The organism is Mycobacterium sp. NPDC050041, assembly GCF_049541695.1.
Classification (GTDB): domain Bacteria; phylum Actinomycetota; class Actinomycetes; order Mycobacteriales; family Mycobacteriaceae; genus Mycobacterium.
Map to the genome: position 1 here is coordinate 146,603 of NZ_JBMVDG010000008.1, position 16,622 is coordinate 163,224.

Genomic DNA, 16,622 nt, shown 5'->3' on the forward strand with positions numbered 1-16,622 from the left:
GCCGGGCATGCCCACGCGCGACGAACTGAGTGACTATCTGCGGTCCCGGCGGGCGCGGCTCTCGCCCGCCGACGTCGGCCTGCCGACGAGCGGGCGTCGTCGCACACCGGGACTGCGGCGCGAGGAGGTCGCCGTCCTCGCCGGTGTCGGGGTGTCCTGGTACACGTGGCTCGAGCAGGGCCGCGAGATCACCGTCTCCGCCGACGTGCTGGACGCGGTGGCCCGTGCGCTGCGCCTCGACCCGCACGAACGGGTGTACCTGTATCTGCTGGCGGGGGCGAACCCGCCGCTTCCCGCCCGCACCGGCGCGGCCGTCACCGCGGAGGTGCGCAGGCTGCTCGACACCTGGCCCGCGCCGGCCGTCGTCCGGGACCGGCACTGGCACCTGCTGGCGGTGAATGTCTGGGCTGAAACGGTTTTCGGATACGGCGAGCCCGACCAGAACTGCCTGGTGACGTTCTTCACCAGTGCCCGCTACCGCGGCATGCGGATGAACTGGGAGGCGGCAGCGCCTGCCGTGGTGGCGGCCTTCCGCGCCGACGCGGCGCTGTTCCCCGAGGACCGGGAGTTCGGCCGCCTCGTTGAGCGCCTGCAGGCGGTCAGCGCCGAGTTCGCCGAGTTGTGGGAGCGCCACGACGTCACCGCACCGGCACAGACGGTCAAGGCCGTGCGACATCCCGCGGTGGGCGAGCTGCACTTCGACACCACCACGCTGCTGGTCGCCGACCACCCGGACTGGCATCTCGAGTTGTCGAACCCGCTGCCCGGCACCGACACCCGCGAGCGCCTCGACCGGCTGCCCAGCCTGGTGGTGTGAACACCAGGACAATCACACACTGCCGCGGCGGCCGAATGCCCGCGACGCTGAACCCATGAACGAATCCCGATTCCACGACAAGATCGCGCTGATCACCGGCGGCTCCAGCGGCATGGGCCTGGCCACCGCCCGCCGGCTGCTCACCGAGGGCGCCACCGTCGTCATCACCGGCCGCGACGCCACCCGCCTCGAGACCGCGGTCGACGCACTCGGCGGTGGCGCCAGGGTGCTGCCGCTGGTCGCCGACGTCATCGATCCGGCGGCGCTGGACGCGGTGCGCGCGGCCGTCGGTGAGCGGTTCGGACGGCTCGACGTGGTGTTCGCCAACGCCGGGACGGCGACCTTCGCCGCCACGGAGGCCGTCACCGCCGCCGAGTTCGACCGCATCGCCGACACCAACTTCAAGGGGGTGTTCTTCACCGTCGCGCGGACCCTGCCGCTGCTGGCCGACGGCGCCGCCGTGGTGATCAACGCCTCGTGGAGCCTGCATCGCGGAATGGCCGGGGCCGCGGTGTATTCGGCCACCAAGGCCGCCGTGCACAACCTCGCCCACACCCTGGCCGCGGAGCTGGCGCCACGACGGATCCGGGTCAACTCGGTGAGCCCCGGCTACATCGAGACGCCGATGTTCCACGACAACGTGTCGCCCGACGCGCAGCCCGCGGTGCTCGCGGCGATCGCCGCGGGACGGTTCGGCACACCCGAGGACGTGGCCTCAGCGGTGGCCTTCCTCGCCTCGGCCGAGGCGTCCTACGTCAACGGCCAGGACCTGGTGGTCGACGGCGGACTCGTCGCCGCGATCCCCGGCGCGATGCGGTGACCGGGCTCAGCGCCCGGTGCCCCGGCCGGCGGGCGTGCCCCAGTCCTCCCAGAACAACAGGTTCGCCCGCAGCTTCGGGTGGGCGACCTTGTCCAGCACCTTGACCCCGGCCCCGGCGATCGCCGGCTGGCCGACCACGCGGTGGAAGAACCGGCCGCGCCGATACTCCCGGCCCCAGGCCGCCCGGATCTGCTGGGTGTAGTTGGTGAAGTCGTCCGGCCCGCCGTTGGTCAGCGCGGCGACCGCGCACTCCCCGGCGGCCATCCCCGACTGCAGCGCCTTGGAGATGCCCGCACCCGACACCGGCCGCGCCGCACCGAGTGCGTCCCCGGCGAACAGGATGCCGGGCCGCCACGGCGGCCACGCCGAGAATCCCATCGGCAGCCGCCAGGCCTGCAGCGCCTTCGACCGTTTGAGCTCCTCGATCTTCGGCAGCCGCCACTCGGCGGGCAGCGTCGCCATGAACGAGCCGAGCAGGTCCGTCGCGTTGATCTCGTGCCAGCGCCGGTAGCTGGTGGCGTAGCCGAGGCCGATGTTGGCCCGGCCGCCGCCGACCGGGAACACCCACCCGTAGCCGGGGAGCTGGTCCCCGTCGAAGGTCAGCTTCAGATGGATGTCGAGGGTGTCGCCGTCCGGACCCTCCAGCGGCATCTCCGCACGGATCGCGATCGCGGCGTAGTTGGTGTACGGCGAGGTCAGGTTCAACGCCCGGCGGGTCGGCGAGTACGCACCGTCGGCGGCGATCACCGCGTCGGCCGCGATCTGTTCGCCACCCTTGAGCACCACGCCGGTGACCCGGCCGTCCTCGACGACCGGCGCGGCCACCTCGGCGCCCTGACGCACCTCGGCCCCCGCCGAGGCCGCCCTCTCCAGCAGCAGACCGTCGATCTCGGTGCGGCGGGCGACATATCCGTGGTCGGGCATCCCCGGCCTGCGGGGGAAGCCCAGCTCCCACGCGCTCGGGCTGAAGATCCTCGCGCCGTTGACGCGGTGGAACTTGTCGACGGCGTCGGCGAGCCCCATCTTCTGGATGTAGCTGACGGCGCGTGGCGTCAGCCCGTCCCCGCACGGTTTGTCCCGCGGGAATTCGGCTTTGTCGAGGACCACCACACGGGCGCCCGTCTGGACCGCCTGCCATGCGGCGGCCGATCCTGCCGGTCCACCCCCGGCGATCACGATGTCGTATCGCTGCGTCACTGGCTCGTCATTCGTCGTCGTTCCCCCTGGCCACCCTCAGATTAGGGGGGCGGTGCAGTCATCCCACGGTAACCGTCGCGTGGTCACAGATGCGTAATGCCCGGGTTCGCCCGCAGTGAATCCGGGCGGACCGACTCTTGACTGATTCCAGAAAAGGGACAAGACTCGTTTCCGTGCCCGCCGCCTCCGAATTCCCGGACATGCTGCGCGCCGCCGCGCTGCGTGTGACGCGGCCCCGGCTGGCCGTGCTGGGCGCGGTGCACGCGCTGCCGCACGCCGACACCGACTCGATCATCCGCGCCGTCCGCCACGATCTGCCCGAGGTCTCGCATCAGGCGGTCTACGACTCGCTGAGCGCGCTGACCGCCGTCGGACTGGTGCGGCGGATCCAACCCGCCGGGTCGGTGGCGCGCTACGAGTCGCGCGTCGGCGACAACCACCACCACGTGGTGTGCCGCGGGTGCGGCGCCATCGCCGATGTCGACTGCGCGGTCGGCGAAGCGCCATGCCTCACAGCGTCGGATGATCAGGGCTTCGTCATCGACGAGGCCGAGGTCATCTACTGGGGATTGTGTCCCGAATGCTCCACCGCTCCAGCACCCTCCCGATCACACCCGTGATCAGCCCCATCACCCACATGATGTTTACGGAATACGAAGGGAAACACAGTGTCATCCGATACTTCTGACGCCAAGCCGCCGAAGCCCGAGGCGCCGACCCAGAGCAAGGGCAGCGAGAGCGAGAACCCGGCGATCAAGTCGCCCGAGGTGAAGGGCGGCGCTCCGCGGAAGAACCAGGACTGGTGGCCCGAGCAGATCGACGTCTCGGTGCTGCACGCGCATTCCAACAAGGGCAATCCGCTGGGCGACGACTTCGACTACTCCCAGGAGTTCGCGAAGCTCGACGTCGAGGCACTCAAGGCCGACGTCATCTCGGTCATCAACACCTCCCAGGACTGGTGGCCGGCCGACTACGGCAGCTACGCCGGGCTCTTCATCCGGATGAGCTGGCACGCCGCGGGCACCTACCGCACCTATGACGGACGCGGCGGCGGCGGCCAGGGCATGCAGCGCTTCGCGCCGCTCAACAGCTGGCCCGACAACGCCAACCTCGACAAGGCCCGCCGCCTGCTGTGGCCGGTCAAGAAGAAGTACGGCAACAAGATCTCCTGGGCCGACCTGCTGGTGTTCGCCGGCAACGCCGCCCTGGAGTCGGCCGGCTTCGAGACGTTCGGCTTCGGGTTCGGCCGCCCCGACTTCTGGGAGCCCGAAGAGGTCATCTTCGGCGAGGAGGAGGAGTGGCTCGGCACCGACAAGCGTTACGCCGGCGCCGACGCCACCGCACGCCAGCTCGAGGAGCGCTACGGCGCCACCACGATGGGCCTGATCTACGTCAATCCCGAGGGCCCGGAGGGCAAGCCGGACCCACTGGCCGCGGCCATCGACATCCGCGAGACGTTCGGCCGGATGGCGATGAACGACGAGGAGACCGCGGCGCTGATCGTCGGCGGCCACACCCTGGGCAAGACGCACGGTGCGAGCGCCGACGACGTGGGCCCGGAGCCCGAGGGCGCGCCCATCGAGCAGCAAGGCTTGGGCTGGAAGTGCCCGTTCGGCAGCGGCAACGCCGGCGACACCATCACCAGTGGTCTCGAAGTCGTGTGGACGGACAAGCCCACCCAGTGGAGCAACCGCTACCTGGAGATCCTCTACGGCAACGAGTGGGAGCTGACCAAGAGCCCCGGTGGCGCATGGCAGTTCGAGGCCAAGGACGCCGAGGCGATCATCCCCGATCCGTTCGGCGGCCCGCCGCGCAAGCCCACGATGCTGGTCACCGACGTCTCGATGCGTGTCGACCCCATCTACGGCGAGATCACCCGGCGGTGGCTCGACCATCCCGAGGAGTTGAACGAGGCGTTCGCCAAGGCCTGGTACAAGCTGCTGCACCGCGACCTCGGCCCGATCACCCGCTACCTCGGCCCGTGGGTGGCCGAGCCGCAGCTGTGGCAGGACCCGGTGCCCGCCGTCGAGGGTGAGCTGATCGACGACGCGGACATCGCGAAGTTGAAGAGCGCCGTGCTGGACTCGGGCCTGTCGGTGCCGCAGCTGGTGAAGACGGCGTGGTCGTCGGCGGCCAGCTTCCGCAGCACCGACAAGCGTGGCGGCGCCAACGGCGCCCGGCTGCGGCTCGAGCCGCAGCGCAGCTGGGAGGTCAACGAGCCCTCCGAGCTGGACAGGGTGCTGCCGGTGCTGGAGAGGATCCAGCAGGAGTTCAACAGCGCAGGCGGCAAGCAGGTTTCGCTGGCCGACCTGATCGTGCTGGCCGGTTCAGCGGCAGTCGAGAAGGCCGCCAAGGACGCCGGATACGAGATCGACGTCCACTTCGCGCCGGGCCGCACCGACGCGTCGCAGGAGCAGACCGACGTGGAGTCGTTCGCGGTGCTCGAACCGCGCGGCGACGGGTTCCGCAACTACGTCCGGCCGGGTGAGAAGGCGCAGCTGGAGGAGCTGCTGCTCGAGCGCGCCTACTTCCTGGATGTCACCGCACCGGAGCTGACCGTCCTCATCGGCGGCCTGCGGGCGCTGAACGCCAACCACGGCGGCACCAAGCACGGCGTGTTCACCGACAAGCCGGGCGTGCTGACCAACGACTTCTTCGTGAACCTGCTCGACATGGGCACGGAGTGGAAGTCGTCGGCGATCGGCGAGAACGTCTACGAGGGCGTCGACCGGGCCTCCGGCGAGACCAAGTGGACGGCGACCGTCAACGACCTGGTGTTCGGTTCGCACTCGGTGCTGCGGGCGATCGCCGAGGTCTACGCCCAGGACGACAACAAGGGCAAGTTCGTCGAGGACTTCGTCGCGGCGTGGGTGAAGGTCATGAACAACGACCGGTTCGAACTGGCCTGACGCGCGACATCGTCACCGGCATGATGCGACACCCCGCGGGCTCCTCGAGCTCGCGGGGTGTCGTGCTTCCGCGGCCCTTCCTGTTGCTGTCGATCCGCGGTGAGGACGCCGCCGCCGACGACGAGTACCTGGCGATGATGCGCTTCGCCGGAATGGATCGCGAAGGGATGCACCGCATCCGGTTGACGCACGAGCCGTTGGGGGAGATCGACCTCGCGGACTGGTCGGGCGTGATCCTCGGCGGCGGGCCGTATAACGTCAGCGACGATCCGTCGACCAAGTCGCCGACGCAGCGCCGCGTCGAGTGCGAGTTGCTTCCGTTGATCGAGCGCATCGTCGATGCCGACTTCCCGTTCCTCGGCTGCTGTTACGGCGTGGGCACCCTCGGCACGGTCGTCGGCGCGACGATCGACAAGACCTATCCCGAACCCGTCGGCGGGATGTCGGTCTCGGTGTCGGCCGCCGGCCGGGACGACGCGCTGTTCTGCGACGCGCCAGAGCGTTTCGATGCCTACGGCGGCCATAAGGAGGCGGCTTCGGCACTTCCGCCCGATGTGGTCTGCCTCGCGTCGTCGCCCGACAGCCCGGTGCAGGCGTTCCGGGTGAAGGCCAATGTGTACGCCACGCAGTTCCACCCCGAACTCGACGTCGACGGCGTCCGTACGCGAATCGACGTCTATAAGGACTACGGGTACTTCGCGCCCGAGTCGGCGAAGGAACTCAAAGTCGCTGCGCTGCAGTGGAATGTGACGTATCCGCCGGAGATCCTTCGGAAATTCGTCGAGCGGTATGCGCGGGCTTGATGTGTCGTCGCTGAACTGAGTGACTAGGCGATCATCGAGGAGTCGGCGCCGCCGACGTACACGATGCCGGACGGATTCGCGGCGTCGGCGGCGTTGACTATCGCCCCGGCGAAGGTCGTGTCCACCTCATTGCCGGAAACAACGGTGAAATGCAGACCGGCGCGGCGGAATTCCGGCCGCATCGCGTAGAGCGCTGTTTCGCCGGCCCATTTGCTCGCGGCGATCGCCGCTTGCCCCTTCGGAACAGCCCGATGGGGGAAGAAGTGGGCTGCGTGGCTGGTGACGAAAACGATGCGTCCGCCCGCAGGCATCAGCGGCACCGCCCGCAGCGCAAGACGGCGCTGGGCATCGCGGTTGACGCGCTTCGCGTAGCCGAGGTCGACGCCGAGTTCGAGGCCGGCCGACGCGTTGAGGATCAGGGTGTCGAGCCGCCCGAATCGGGCCGCGACGGTGTCGATCATCGCCGCGCACTCGATCTCGTCGGAGATATCGGCTCGCAGCGTCGAGGCGTGGCCGCCTGCACTGCGGATGGCCTCGGCGATCGATTCCGCCCGCTCGGCCTTCTCGCGGTAATTCACCACGACATGGGTGTCGGGACTGGCGAGCCGTTGTGCGACTTCCGCGCCAACGCCCCTCGAGCCGCCGGTGACCAGGACGATCCGTGCTGGTGCCTGATACATGTCGGGTTCCTTCCGTCGCAGTGCTGCGTGCGCCTGGAGTTCGACCGTACACGAATCTCTAAGAAAATTAAGACGTATCTAAGGTCACAATAAGGCAATGGCTGGGTCTAGCTGAGGTGTCGGGCGCGACAACCGACGGGGGCTGACGTGTCGGACCCCTCTGCGATGATGGGGTCATGTCCTCGAGCGCAACGTCTTTCGCTCCTTCGGTGAGGCCGAAGGACCGCCTGGCGGTGTTGTTCGACGAGATCGCGGAGTTGTCCGGTCAGCGCAATGCGATCGACGGGCGGCTGGTGGAGATCGTCGCCGAGATCGAACACACTGGATTGCGCGGCATGACGGGCACCAAATCGGTGGCCGCGATGGTGGCGTGGAAAACCGGCTCCTCATTGCGCAACGCCCACACCGTTGCCGCGGTCGTCGACCGGCTCGAGGAGTTCCCGCGCTGCACACAACTCTTGCGGGACGGGCGAGTGTCGCTGGATCAGGTCGGGGTGATCGCCGAGAACGCCGGCCCAGGATCCGATGAGCACTACGCCGAGCTGGTCACCGTCGCGACGGTCAGCCAGCTACGCACCGCGATCAAACTCGAACCGCGGCCCGAACCCGCCCCCGAGCCCGAACCCGCCCCGTCATACCGCAGGAGCAGCGACGACAAGGGCACCTGCTACCGGATCTGGCTACCGCATCTTGAGGCGGCGAAGCTCGACGCCGCGGTGGCGTCGCATCTCGACGGGATGGTCGCCGACTGGAAACGCGACCACGCCGAGGGCGACGGCCTATCTGAGCAGGCGCCGTCGCTGCCGACGACTGCCGATGCGTTCCTGAGTCTCGTCGACGCGGGCTGGGACACCGAGGTGGCCCGCCGCCCACACGGTCAGCGCACCACCGTGGTGGCGCATCTCGACGTCGAGCAGAACAGCGCCTCGCTGCACCTGGGTCCGCTGCTGACCGACGCTGATCGCCAGTTCCTGCTGTGCGACGCCACCTTCGAGGTGTGGTTTGAACGTCACGGGCAGGTCATCGGCTCCGGACGGGAGACCCGCCAGATCAGCCGCCGGCTGCGACGTGCGTTGGAGCATCGTGACCGCTGCTGTGTAGTGCCAGGCTGTGGTTCCACCCGCGGATTGCACGCCCACCACATCCGGCACTGGGAGGACGGCGGCCTCACCGAACTCGACAACCTGGTCTTGGTGTGCCCGTATCACCACCGGATGCATCATCGCGGCGGCATCACGATCACCGGACCCGCACAGGACCTTGTCGTCACCGACGGCGAAGGGGAGCAACTGAGTTCGGCCTCACTCGCCCGACCGCCAACGAAACCCCCACCCGATGTACCGCCCTGTCCCGGGCCCACCGGCGAACGCGCCGACTGGTGGTGGTACCCACCGTTCCAACCTCAACCACCTCCGGCAGCCGCCTGATTCGGGCACACCCTTGCGCCGTTGTGGTTACACGGCGCCCGGAGACGAAGCAGCCTCCCCGGCTGACTGAAGAGCATCGAGTTCAGCAGTGGCGAGCTCGATCTCGTCGACATCGAACAATATGGTCAGTCGCACCAGTCTGTCGTCGCCGGTCTCGGTGAGGGTCAGGTGCTCGGCGGTGACCGTTGGTTCTCCGTCTGTCGTTCGGTAGGTGTCATGCGTAAGCGCGAGGCGAGACCCCCTGATACTGAGAGGCTTCACCTCCAGCAGCCAGTCTGCAGGCACCACGTCGAACAACGTGTGCGCAACCTTGGCCAGTCCTGTGCTCGTCGCCTCGTCCCGCAGTCCCTTTCTCCGGTCCTCGTAACGCCCGTCCGGGGCTGCCAGGCCGAGGAAGGTGGTCCTGTCACGGCTGTTGAATGCGTCGGCGACCCGGGTCCGGACGCGGGTCGCGGTGTTCTGGAGGTCAGCCGCTGCGGAGTTCAGCTCGTCGAACCGTGCGAGCGCGGAGTCCAGGTCTGCCTCGTCGAATGCCTCACAGCGGTCGAGCATGTCGCCGTCGACGGTCAGAATGACGGCGTCCCGCCACTCGCCGTTGAACCCGTCGTGAGACGTTGCCGACACGAGCTGCGTGAAGGCCGCTCCGCGGTCGCTCAACCGGTGCACGTCCACGATGCGGTTGGTGACATGGGCCGCGACGTCCCACGTGGCGCGGATGTACGCCGACTGGTCGCCGGGCGCGAAGGCCATCCCGCCCCGACGGTGGTCGACATTGACCCAGCCCGGGGTCGTCGGCGGCATCTCCCGGGAGTTGAACGCCGCGTTGGCCTTCACGATCGCCGACCATGTGTTCGCGTGGAATGCGCCCTCACCGGCGAGGTAGCGCGCGTCGAGTTCCTCGTAGGCGGCATCGATGTCGTCGATGTCGAAGAATGCTGTGTAGAGAATCGTGTCGTCGGCAGTGATCTCGGTCAGCGTCAAGAATTCCACGGTGACCGGTGAACCGGGCTGTTGCAGGTCGCGAGCCGTTTCCCGGGTGAGCGCCAGGCGATCCCCTCGGACGGCGACCGGATCGACCATCAAGTTCCAGCTCGCAGGTGTCTCGGACAACAACGCAAGCGCGTACTCGCGGTCCGCTGTTCCCTCGTCGCGCAATCCTCTGCGGTGGTCCTCGTAGTGTCCCTGCGCGAATGCGATGCAGCCGTCGATATCTCGGCGGTTGTACGCGTCGAGCACTCGTGTCCGCGTGCGCGTGGCGGCGTTCTCCAAGCGAGGCGATGAGGCGGTCAGCCCATCGAACCGAGCGAGCGCGGCGACGAGATCCGACTCGTCGAACAGCTCGCATCGATTGATCAGGTCGCCGTCGAGCGTCGACACCCCGATCACCCGCCATTCTGCGTCGAAGCCCTGCTGCGATGTGTTGTGCCAGACATGCGTGGTGACCGCGCCCGTGCTGTTCAAGCGATGGACGGCGTCGATCCTGATCCGGATGTCAGGCGTGTCGTTCAAGGTGGCCTGCAGATACGACATCAAATCTCCGGGCGCGAACGCGATCGGGCGCCGGTGATCGATGCTCACCAGGTCCGCTGCCGTCACCGGTAGTTCGTGTCGGTTGACCGCAGCGAAGGCGCCGGCGATGGCCGAGTAGGCCTTCGCGTGGGGCGCCGCCTCGCCGGCGAGATAACGGGTGTCGAGTTCCATGTAGGCGGCGTCGATGTCATCGAGGTCGAAGGCGACGAACGCCGAGATCTGTTGCTCTGCACGAATCTCGACCATGTGAAGCACTTCTGACTGGAAAGCGTCGGGCCGCTCGTCGCTGCCCCAGAATCGGGCGCGTATGAGGGCGAGGCGCTGGCCGCGGGTCGCGACGACCGTCGATGTCGAGTTGGTGACACCGATCTCGGCGGTCACCCGCGCGTGTTCGATCACAGCCTCACGACCCGCCTGCGCTGCCAACCCCACGAGCCGGCGACGGTCGTCAGCAACGAAGTCCTGGGCCATTGTCGAGCGCAGCGCTTCCCAGTCGCCCGCAAGGTAGCTCATATTGAAGCGCTGGTGCGCCCGGCTCGCCGCATTCTCCAGTTGCGCCGCTGGGCGGTTCAGCGTGTCGAAGCGCTCCAACGCGGCATCGAGATCCGCCTCGTCGAAGAGTTCAAGGCGGCTGATGAGGTCACCCTCGACCGTCGCCAGTTGGATCATCCTCCACTCGGCGTCGAACCCCTCGTGTGAGGCTGCCGATGATGTGAACGTCACGACCGCTCCGGAATTGGTGATCCGGTGCACCTCCTCGAGGTAAATGCTGAAATCCGGGAAATCGTCCAGCGTCGCGCCCATGTAGGCGGTCAGACCACCTGGCGCGAAACCTATTCCGCGGCGATGATCGACGGTGACGCAGTCGGGCGTGAGTTCAGGGACTTCACGCCTCTTGAGTGCCTCGACGGCCGCTGTGACGGCCGACCACGTGTTCGCCAGTGGCGCTGCCTCGCCGGCGAGATATCGCGCGTCGAGCTCCTGGAATGCGCCGTCGATGTCGTCTTCATCGAAGACGATCCGGGCAGAGATCCGGTCGTCGACATCGGTCTGAATGATGTCCAGGACATCGAACCGAAATGCGTCGGAGCTCTCGCCGGTCGACGCCCCGGCCCAGTTGAGAACCAGGTGCTCGCCGCGGGTCGCGACGACCCGTGAAGTCCACGTGTCGATTCCGACGTCGGCGATGCTCGAGATCTCGGAAATGATCGCGTCCCGACCCTGCTGGAGGCCGGCGTTGGTGGTGTGTCGGCGATCATCGTTGGTGATGCCATCGGCGAGCATCATGCCGATCGCGCTCCAGTCGCGTGTTCTGAAGTACGCCTGCATGCGCTGGTACGCCCGGCTCGCAGCATTCTCCAGAGACGCCGCCGGACGGCTCAGTGCGTCGAAGCGGGCCAACGCGGCATCGAGGTCGCTTTCATTGAACAGTTCACTGCGGCCGACCAGCTCGCCGTCCATCGTCATGAGATTGACGTCACGCCATTCGGCCTCGAAGCCGTCGCGCGACGTTCCCGTCGAAGAGTGCGTCACGACCACGCCGAAGACGCTCAGTCGGTGCACCTCTTCGATCTGAATCCTCGTTCCCGGCGAGTCATCCCACGCTGCAGACAGATACGCCGCCATCTCGCCGGACTCGAACGCGGCTCCGCGGCGGTGGTCGATGCTGACGCAGTCCGGAGTCATGGCGGCCAACTCCCGCCGGTTGAACGCCGAGTACGCGTCGACGGTGACCGACCACACCCGCGCGTGCGGCGCCGCTTCACCGGCGAGATAGCGGGCGTCGAGTTCTCGCAATGCGTCGTCCAGGCCGTCCGGATCGAACGCGATCATCGCGATGATCTTCCCGTCTTCGTCGACTTCGTCCACCGCAAGGGTTTCGGTCGCGAAGGACCCCGAGCGGACATCGTCGCCGCGGAACGTCACCTGGCTGAGGCAGAGCCGTTCACCCCGCAGGGCACATGGCGTCATGACGATCTGGGTCACGCCCAGCTCTGCGAGCTGTCGAAGATTGTCGACCTCAGTGGCAGGGTCGTTGCTCTCACGACGCAACCCTCGCCGACGGTCCTCGACGCGCAGCTCGGCGGCGAACACGTCGGCGAGCTCGTCCCACCGGTTGTCGGCGAAGAGGGCGATGATCCGGTCCCCGGCGAGGCTTGCCGCGTTTCCTCGATGCGGCCGCCGGACCGGTGTCTCGGACCGGGCGCCCTGCGCATCCAGTTCGGCCAATGCAGCGTCGATGTCTTCGACGTCGAACGCCACCTGCAGCGCAATCCGCTCTTCTTCGTCGAGCCCCGCGAGAAGGAGCGACTCGTCCAGCGGCGCCCCGGGGCTGGTGTCGGTGGTTCTGCACTCCAGTCGGACGAGCGCCAGCTGCTCACCTCGTATCGCGATCACTTCACGAACCCGGTATGAACCGCCGACTTCGAGGAATCGCCGCACCTGCTGTGGCCAGTCGCTCGACGGCAGATCCTCCTGCGTGAAGCCGATGATCTTCCTTCGGATCTCGACGATGACGTCCGGTGCGTACGCCCGCCCGAACCCATCCCAGTCTTCGCGGTCGTGCGCCTCTTCCAATCTTCGCAACGCTCGCACGCACCGGTTGGCCGACTCCTCACCGGTGGACTCAGACGACAGCGCCGGGACCGGTGTCGCCATGTCGACGTCGAGCAGATCGCGCGCCTTGGCCACGAGTGCCGCCGCACCTTTCGCCTCGTACAAGCCCACGGCCCGCTCAGCGGCGGCACGTGCCTCTGCGGCACTCCCGGCGGCTGCCAGTACCGTTGCCAGAGCAAGACATGCGTCCCCGTGATCGACCAGGGCATCGGTACGCTCGGCGATCGCCACCGCCTCCTCGGCGACCCGCCGGGCAGCGTCATGGTCACCAGCACGCGAGCACAGCTGCGCCCGAACCGTCCGCCAGGCGATTGACGCTTTGAGCGCGTGACCGGCGAGACGCTCGCTCTCCGCGCACAATTCGTCGGCTTCGGCGTCGCGGTCGAGCTCCAGACATGCCTTCGCCAACAACGCCGCTGTCTCCGCCGTGTCCGAGTCCAGTCCCATGCGGCGAAAGCCTTGGTAGGCCCGCCGCAGACAAACCTCAGCCGAGGCGGGTTCGCCGGCCACCAGCTCGACGATGCCCGCGAACTGGTCGACCTCGAGCAGCGCGTGCCGCATCCCGAGCTCGGTCAATGAGCGTCGAGCTGACTCGATCAGCTGGCGGCCTGCGGACGCGCGTCCCCGGAACGCGTCCAGCACTCCCTGGCACCGGGTCGAGGTCGCCTCCACGACCGGTGAACCCGTGGTGATGCGCAGCAGCCGCACCACGTCGAGACACCGGCCGCCGGCCCGCGGAACCGGATTGGGGCCCCACAGCGCCGCAAGTGGCGCGCCCGCCAGCACGGCGTTCACCCGGCGGTGATCACGGGCCCGCCGCGCCGCCGTCAGCGCCTGATCCAACGCGGCTTCACAGGCGCCCACCCGTCCGAGGCGACCCAGACATCCGGCCCGCACGGTGTGGGCCATCGCCTCCCCCGCGGCATCCGCCAGTTGTGCCAACTTCGCTGCGGCCGATGTCAATTCGACCTCGATCTCCTCCAGGCGCTCGGGGTCCGTCAACATCGAGAGCTGGCCGTCGAAGCACGTCCCCCATGCCGCGAGACGGCCGGAGTCGCCCGCGCTGTCCCGTAGGTGCGCGACCGCGTTCGATGCCGTGACGACGTCACCCGCGGCCAGCAAGGCCTCACATCGGGCGATGAGGAGTTCGGCCTGCTGCTGATCGGGCAGCGGGTCGTCGAGGTCCTCGAGGGCATGCAGCGCCCTGCCGTAGAGATCGGCCGCGCCTTCGTAGGCCAGCCGGGCCATCGCCTGGTCCGCGGCACGCCGACAGTAGTCGACGGCTTTGTCCGCGTTGCCCGCCCACGCACATTCGAAGTAGTGGTGGGCGAGATCGGCCAGCAACTCGTCGTCGGCCCCCGGCTCGGTCTCCAGCGTCACCGCGATCTTCTGGTGCAGCCGCATCCTGCGGACCGATGCCAACTCCGCCAGCAGCGACTGCCGCACCAGGGCGTGGTTGAACCGATAGTGCCCGCCGGGCTCCTCGATCAGCAGGCCGGCCTTGGCCGCTTCGTCGAACGCGTCGACCAGGTCGTCGCCGAGCACTCGCTCCACCAGGTCGAGCGCGAAGCGGCTGCCCACCACCGCGGCCGCCGCCAGCGCCTTGTTCGCCTGCGCCGGCAGCCGGGACAGCCTGCGGCTCACCGCTTCCCGTACGCCCTGCGGCAGGGTGCTCGGATCCCACCGGCCGCCGCTCTCGTCCACGTGACGCAACGCCTCGATCAGGAAGAACGGATTGCCACCGGTGACCGTCGCCAGCGCGCGGGCCAGTTCGTCGTCGTCATACCCGGCTTCCGCGACGTATGCGGTCACATCGCCCTCGTCGAGTCCGCCGAGGGTGATCCGGTCCGCGGAGCCGTCGCGGTGGAGGTCGGCGAGCATCGCCGCCAACGGATGCGACCGGTCGAGGTCGGTGCTGCGATACGTTCCGACGATGTGCACGCGACCGTGTTCTCCGAAGCGCAGGACATGCCGCAACAGCAGCAGCGTGGGCTTGGCGGCCCAGTGCAGATCGTCGAGCACGAGGACGACGGGCGCCTCCGTCGACACCGCCGCCAGGAGGCCGACGACGGCATCGAAGAGCGCATAGCGTTCGGTGTCCGCATCGGCGCGGGTCGGCGCCGCGATCTCGGGCAGGACGTCGATCAGCCCGGGAACCAACGGCAACAGCGATTCGACGCCACGCAGCCGGCGCAGCCGGTCGATCCCCAGGCACGGCACCAGCGACCGCAGCGCTTCGGCGAAGGGTTGGTAGGGCGCCCCGAGATCCTCGTCGCAGCGACCGTAGAGGACGACGGCGCCCTGCGCGTGTGCCCGGCTGGACCACTCCGCGGCCAGCCGCGTCTTGCCCACACCGGGTTCGCCGGCGACCAGCACCGCACGCGTGCCGGAGGCCAGCGTCGTCTGCCAGGTGGCGAGCATGCGTTCGAGCTCGCTGCCGCGGCCGACGAACGGTCCGGGGCCGGCCAGCGCGGCGGGCAGGACCGGGCGCTCGATGGGCGGTCCGGCCGCGGGATCGCCGGTGTCGTCGTCGTTGGTCCGCAGGCGCAGTTCGAACACCCGCTCCGCACGCGCGAGGTTCTTGAGCTGACGCAGCCCGAGGTCGGTGAGCACGACGTCGTCGGCGAGAGTGTCGACGACGAGTTCGGCCGTGGCTCCCGAACACAGGATCTGCCCACCGGCCGCCAGGGACCGCAGCCGGGCGGCGCGGTTGACCGCCCTGCCGAAGTAGTCGCCGTCGCGGAACTCGACTTCACCGGTGTGCAGGACCACGCGGATGCGCATCGGCTCGGCGAGCACCCACGCCTCGTGACGCACGGCCTCCTGCAGCTCGATCGCGGCGGCGGCCGCCGCGGATGGCCGGTCGAACACCGAGAACGTCGCGTCGCCCTCGCCGCGGGTCTTGATCAGCCGTCCGCCGCGGAACGTGACGACCTGCTCCACCATCTCGTCATGGCGGGCCAGCGCCACCGCCATGGCCCCGGCGTCCTTCTCCCAGGCGGCCGTCGACCCCTCGATGTCGGTGAGCAGGAACGTGACCGCGCGTGTCACCACCGAATCTCGTTGTGAGGCAGATATTTCCAGTGAGACATCCTGCGCGACGATCGCGGACTCGAGTCGGCGGAGATCCGGTCCCGGGTCGACGCCCAACTCGTCGGCCAGCAGTGACCTGGCCCGCTGGTACGCCCCGAGCGCTTCACCCTGCCTGCCGGCGCGGTAGAGGGCGAGCATCAGGTGACCCCAGCGCCGCTCGCGCAGCGGCGCATCGGCGATCGCCGCCTCGAGTTCGCCGATGATCTCAGCCGCGCGCCCCGTGGTGAGCAGCGCTTCGGCCCGATCCTCGACCAGAGCCGCATGGCCCTCGACCCAGCGCGTCCTCTCCGACGCGCCGCGTCGGCCCTCGGGCAGCTCGGGGGTACCGCGCCACAGCGCCAACGCCTCGTCGAAGCGGATGACCGCCTCGACGGTGTCACCGGCGGTCATCGCGTCGCGGCCCAGTTTGGTGGCGGCGAGGTAGCGGGTGGCGTCGATCTCGGTGGCGCTCAGTCTCCAGCCGGTTCCCTCGGTGACGACGAACCCGTCGCCGAGCGTGCGTCGCAGGGCGGAGATGTGGGTCTGCAGCGCCTTGGCGGCGGTGCGCGGCGGATCGTCGCCCCAGAGGAGCTCGACGAGCGTGTCCGCCGGGACGACGGAGCCACCGTGCAGTCCGAGCATGCAGAGCAGGGCGCGGGGCTTGGCACCGGGGATGGCGACCGGCAGGCCGTACTGCCGGACGTGCAGAGGACCCAGAACCCCCAGCTCCACCGTATGGACACTAGTCACC

At 68.5% G+C, this 16,622-nt stretch carries 9 protein-coding genes; 6 read left to right on the forward strand and 3 right to left on the reverse strand.

Going from position 1 to position 16,622, the window contains the following annotated elements:
* Window positions 1–7 precede the first annotated feature (7 nt).
* Window positions 8–817, forward strand: coding sequence for a helix-turn-helix transcriptional regulator (locus ACPCHZ_RS22740; RefSeq protein ID WP_423486814.1), 810 nt, complete (start codon window positions 8–10; stop codon window positions 815–817).
* A 55-nt stretch (window positions 818–872) separates the two neighbouring features.
* Window positions 873–1,637: a glucose 1-dehydrogenase gene (locus ACPCHZ_RS22745; RefSeq protein ID WP_423486815.1), complete on the forward strand. Its 765-nt coding sequence runs from the start codon at window positions 873–875 to the stop codon at window positions 1,635–1,637.
* Between the two features lie 6 nt (window positions 1,638–1,643).
* On the opposite strand, the gene ACPCHZ_RS22750 is transcribed toward ACPCHZ_RS22745, so the two are convergent.
* On the reverse strand, window positions 1,644–2,834 hold the full coding sequence (locus ACPCHZ_RS22750; RefSeq protein ID WP_423486816.1) for a geranylgeranyl reductase family protein: 1,191 nt from the start codon (window positions 2,832–2,834) through the stop codon (window positions 1,644–1,646).
* A gap of 200 nt (window positions 2,835–3,034) precedes the next feature.
* Between ACPCHZ_RS22750 and ACPCHZ_RS22755 the strand changes: the two genes are divergently transcribed.
* From ACPCHZ_RS22755 to ACPCHZ_RS22765, 3 genes are read left to right on the forward strand one after another with little or no spacing between them, the layout of a single operon-like run.
* Window positions 3,035–3,454, forward strand: coding sequence for a Fur family transcriptional regulator (locus tag ACPCHZ_RS22755; protein WP_364983114.1), 420 nt, complete (start codon window positions 3,035–3,037; stop codon window positions 3,452–3,454).
* Between the two features lie 48 nt (window positions 3,455–3,502).
* Window positions 3,503–5,743 (forward strand): catalase/peroxidase HPI, encoded by a 2,241-nt coding sequence (gene katG, locus ACPCHZ_RS22760; RefSeq protein WP_423486817.1) that lies wholly within the window; start codon window positions 3,503–3,505, stop codon window positions 5,741–5,743.
* A 23-nt stretch (window positions 5,744–5,766) separates the two neighbouring features.
* A complete protein-coding gene (locus ACPCHZ_RS22765; protein ID WP_423486910.1) occupies window positions 5,767–6,546 on the forward strand; it encodes a glutamine amidotransferase in 780 nt (259 codons plus the stop codon).
* A 23-nt stretch (window positions 6,547–6,569) separates the two neighbouring features.
* Here ACPCHZ_RS22765 and ACPCHZ_RS22770 read toward each other — a convergent pair whose 3' ends face one another.
* The gene (locus tag ACPCHZ_RS22770; RefSeq protein ID WP_423486818.1) at window positions 6,570–7,226 is read right to left on the reverse strand and encodes an SDR family oxidoreductase; all 657 of its coding nucleotides are present in this window, start codon (window positions 7,224–7,226) and stop codon (window positions 6,570–6,572) included.
* A 176-nt stretch (window positions 7,227–7,402) separates the two neighbouring features.
* On the opposite strand from ACPCHZ_RS22770, the gene ACPCHZ_RS22775 reads away from it, so the two are divergent.
* Complete coding sequence (locus tag ACPCHZ_RS22775) at window positions 7,403–8,653, forward strand: DUF222 domain-containing protein (RefSeq protein ID WP_423486819.1); 1,251 nt, start codon at window positions 7,403–7,405, stop codon at window positions 8,651–8,653.
* Window positions 8,654–8,680: 27 nt separating this feature from the next.
* On the opposite strand, the gene ACPCHZ_RS22780 is transcribed toward ACPCHZ_RS22775, so the two are convergent.
* Window positions 8,681–16,603, reverse strand: coding sequence for a BTAD domain-containing putative transcriptional regulator (locus tag ACPCHZ_RS22780; RefSeq protein ID WP_423486911.1), 7,923 nt, complete (start codon window positions 16,601–16,603; stop codon window positions 8,681–8,683).
* Between the last annotated feature and the right edge of the window lie 19 nt (window positions 16,604–16,622).

Excerpts from the sequence above, each read along its gene's own strand:
- ACPCHZ_RS22765 (WP_423486910.1), top strand. The coding sequence starts at position 5,767 with ATGCGACACCCCGCGGGCTCCTCGAGCTCGCGGGGTGTCGTGCTTCCG.
- ACPCHZ_RS22775 (WP_423486819.1), top strand. The coding sequence starts at position 7,403 with ATGTCCTCGAGCGCAACGTCTTTCGCTCCTTCGGTGAGGCCGAAGGAC.
- ACPCHZ_RS22740 (WP_423486814.1), top strand. The coding sequence starts at position 8 with ATGCCCACGCGCGACGAACTGAGTGACTATCTGCGGTCCCGGCGGGCG.
- ACPCHZ_RS22745 (WP_423486815.1), top strand. The coding sequence starts at position 873 with ATGAACGAATCCCGATTCCACGACAAGATCGCGCTGATCACCGGCGGC.
- ACPCHZ_RS22770 (WP_423486818.1), bottom strand. The coding sequence starts at position 7,226 with ATGTATCAGGCACCAGCACGGATCGTCCTGGTCACCGGCGGCTCGAGG.
- ACPCHZ_RS22755 (WP_364983114.1), top strand. The coding sequence starts at position 3,035 with ATGCTGCGCGCCGCCGCGCTGCGTGTGACGCGGCCCCGGCTGGCCGTG.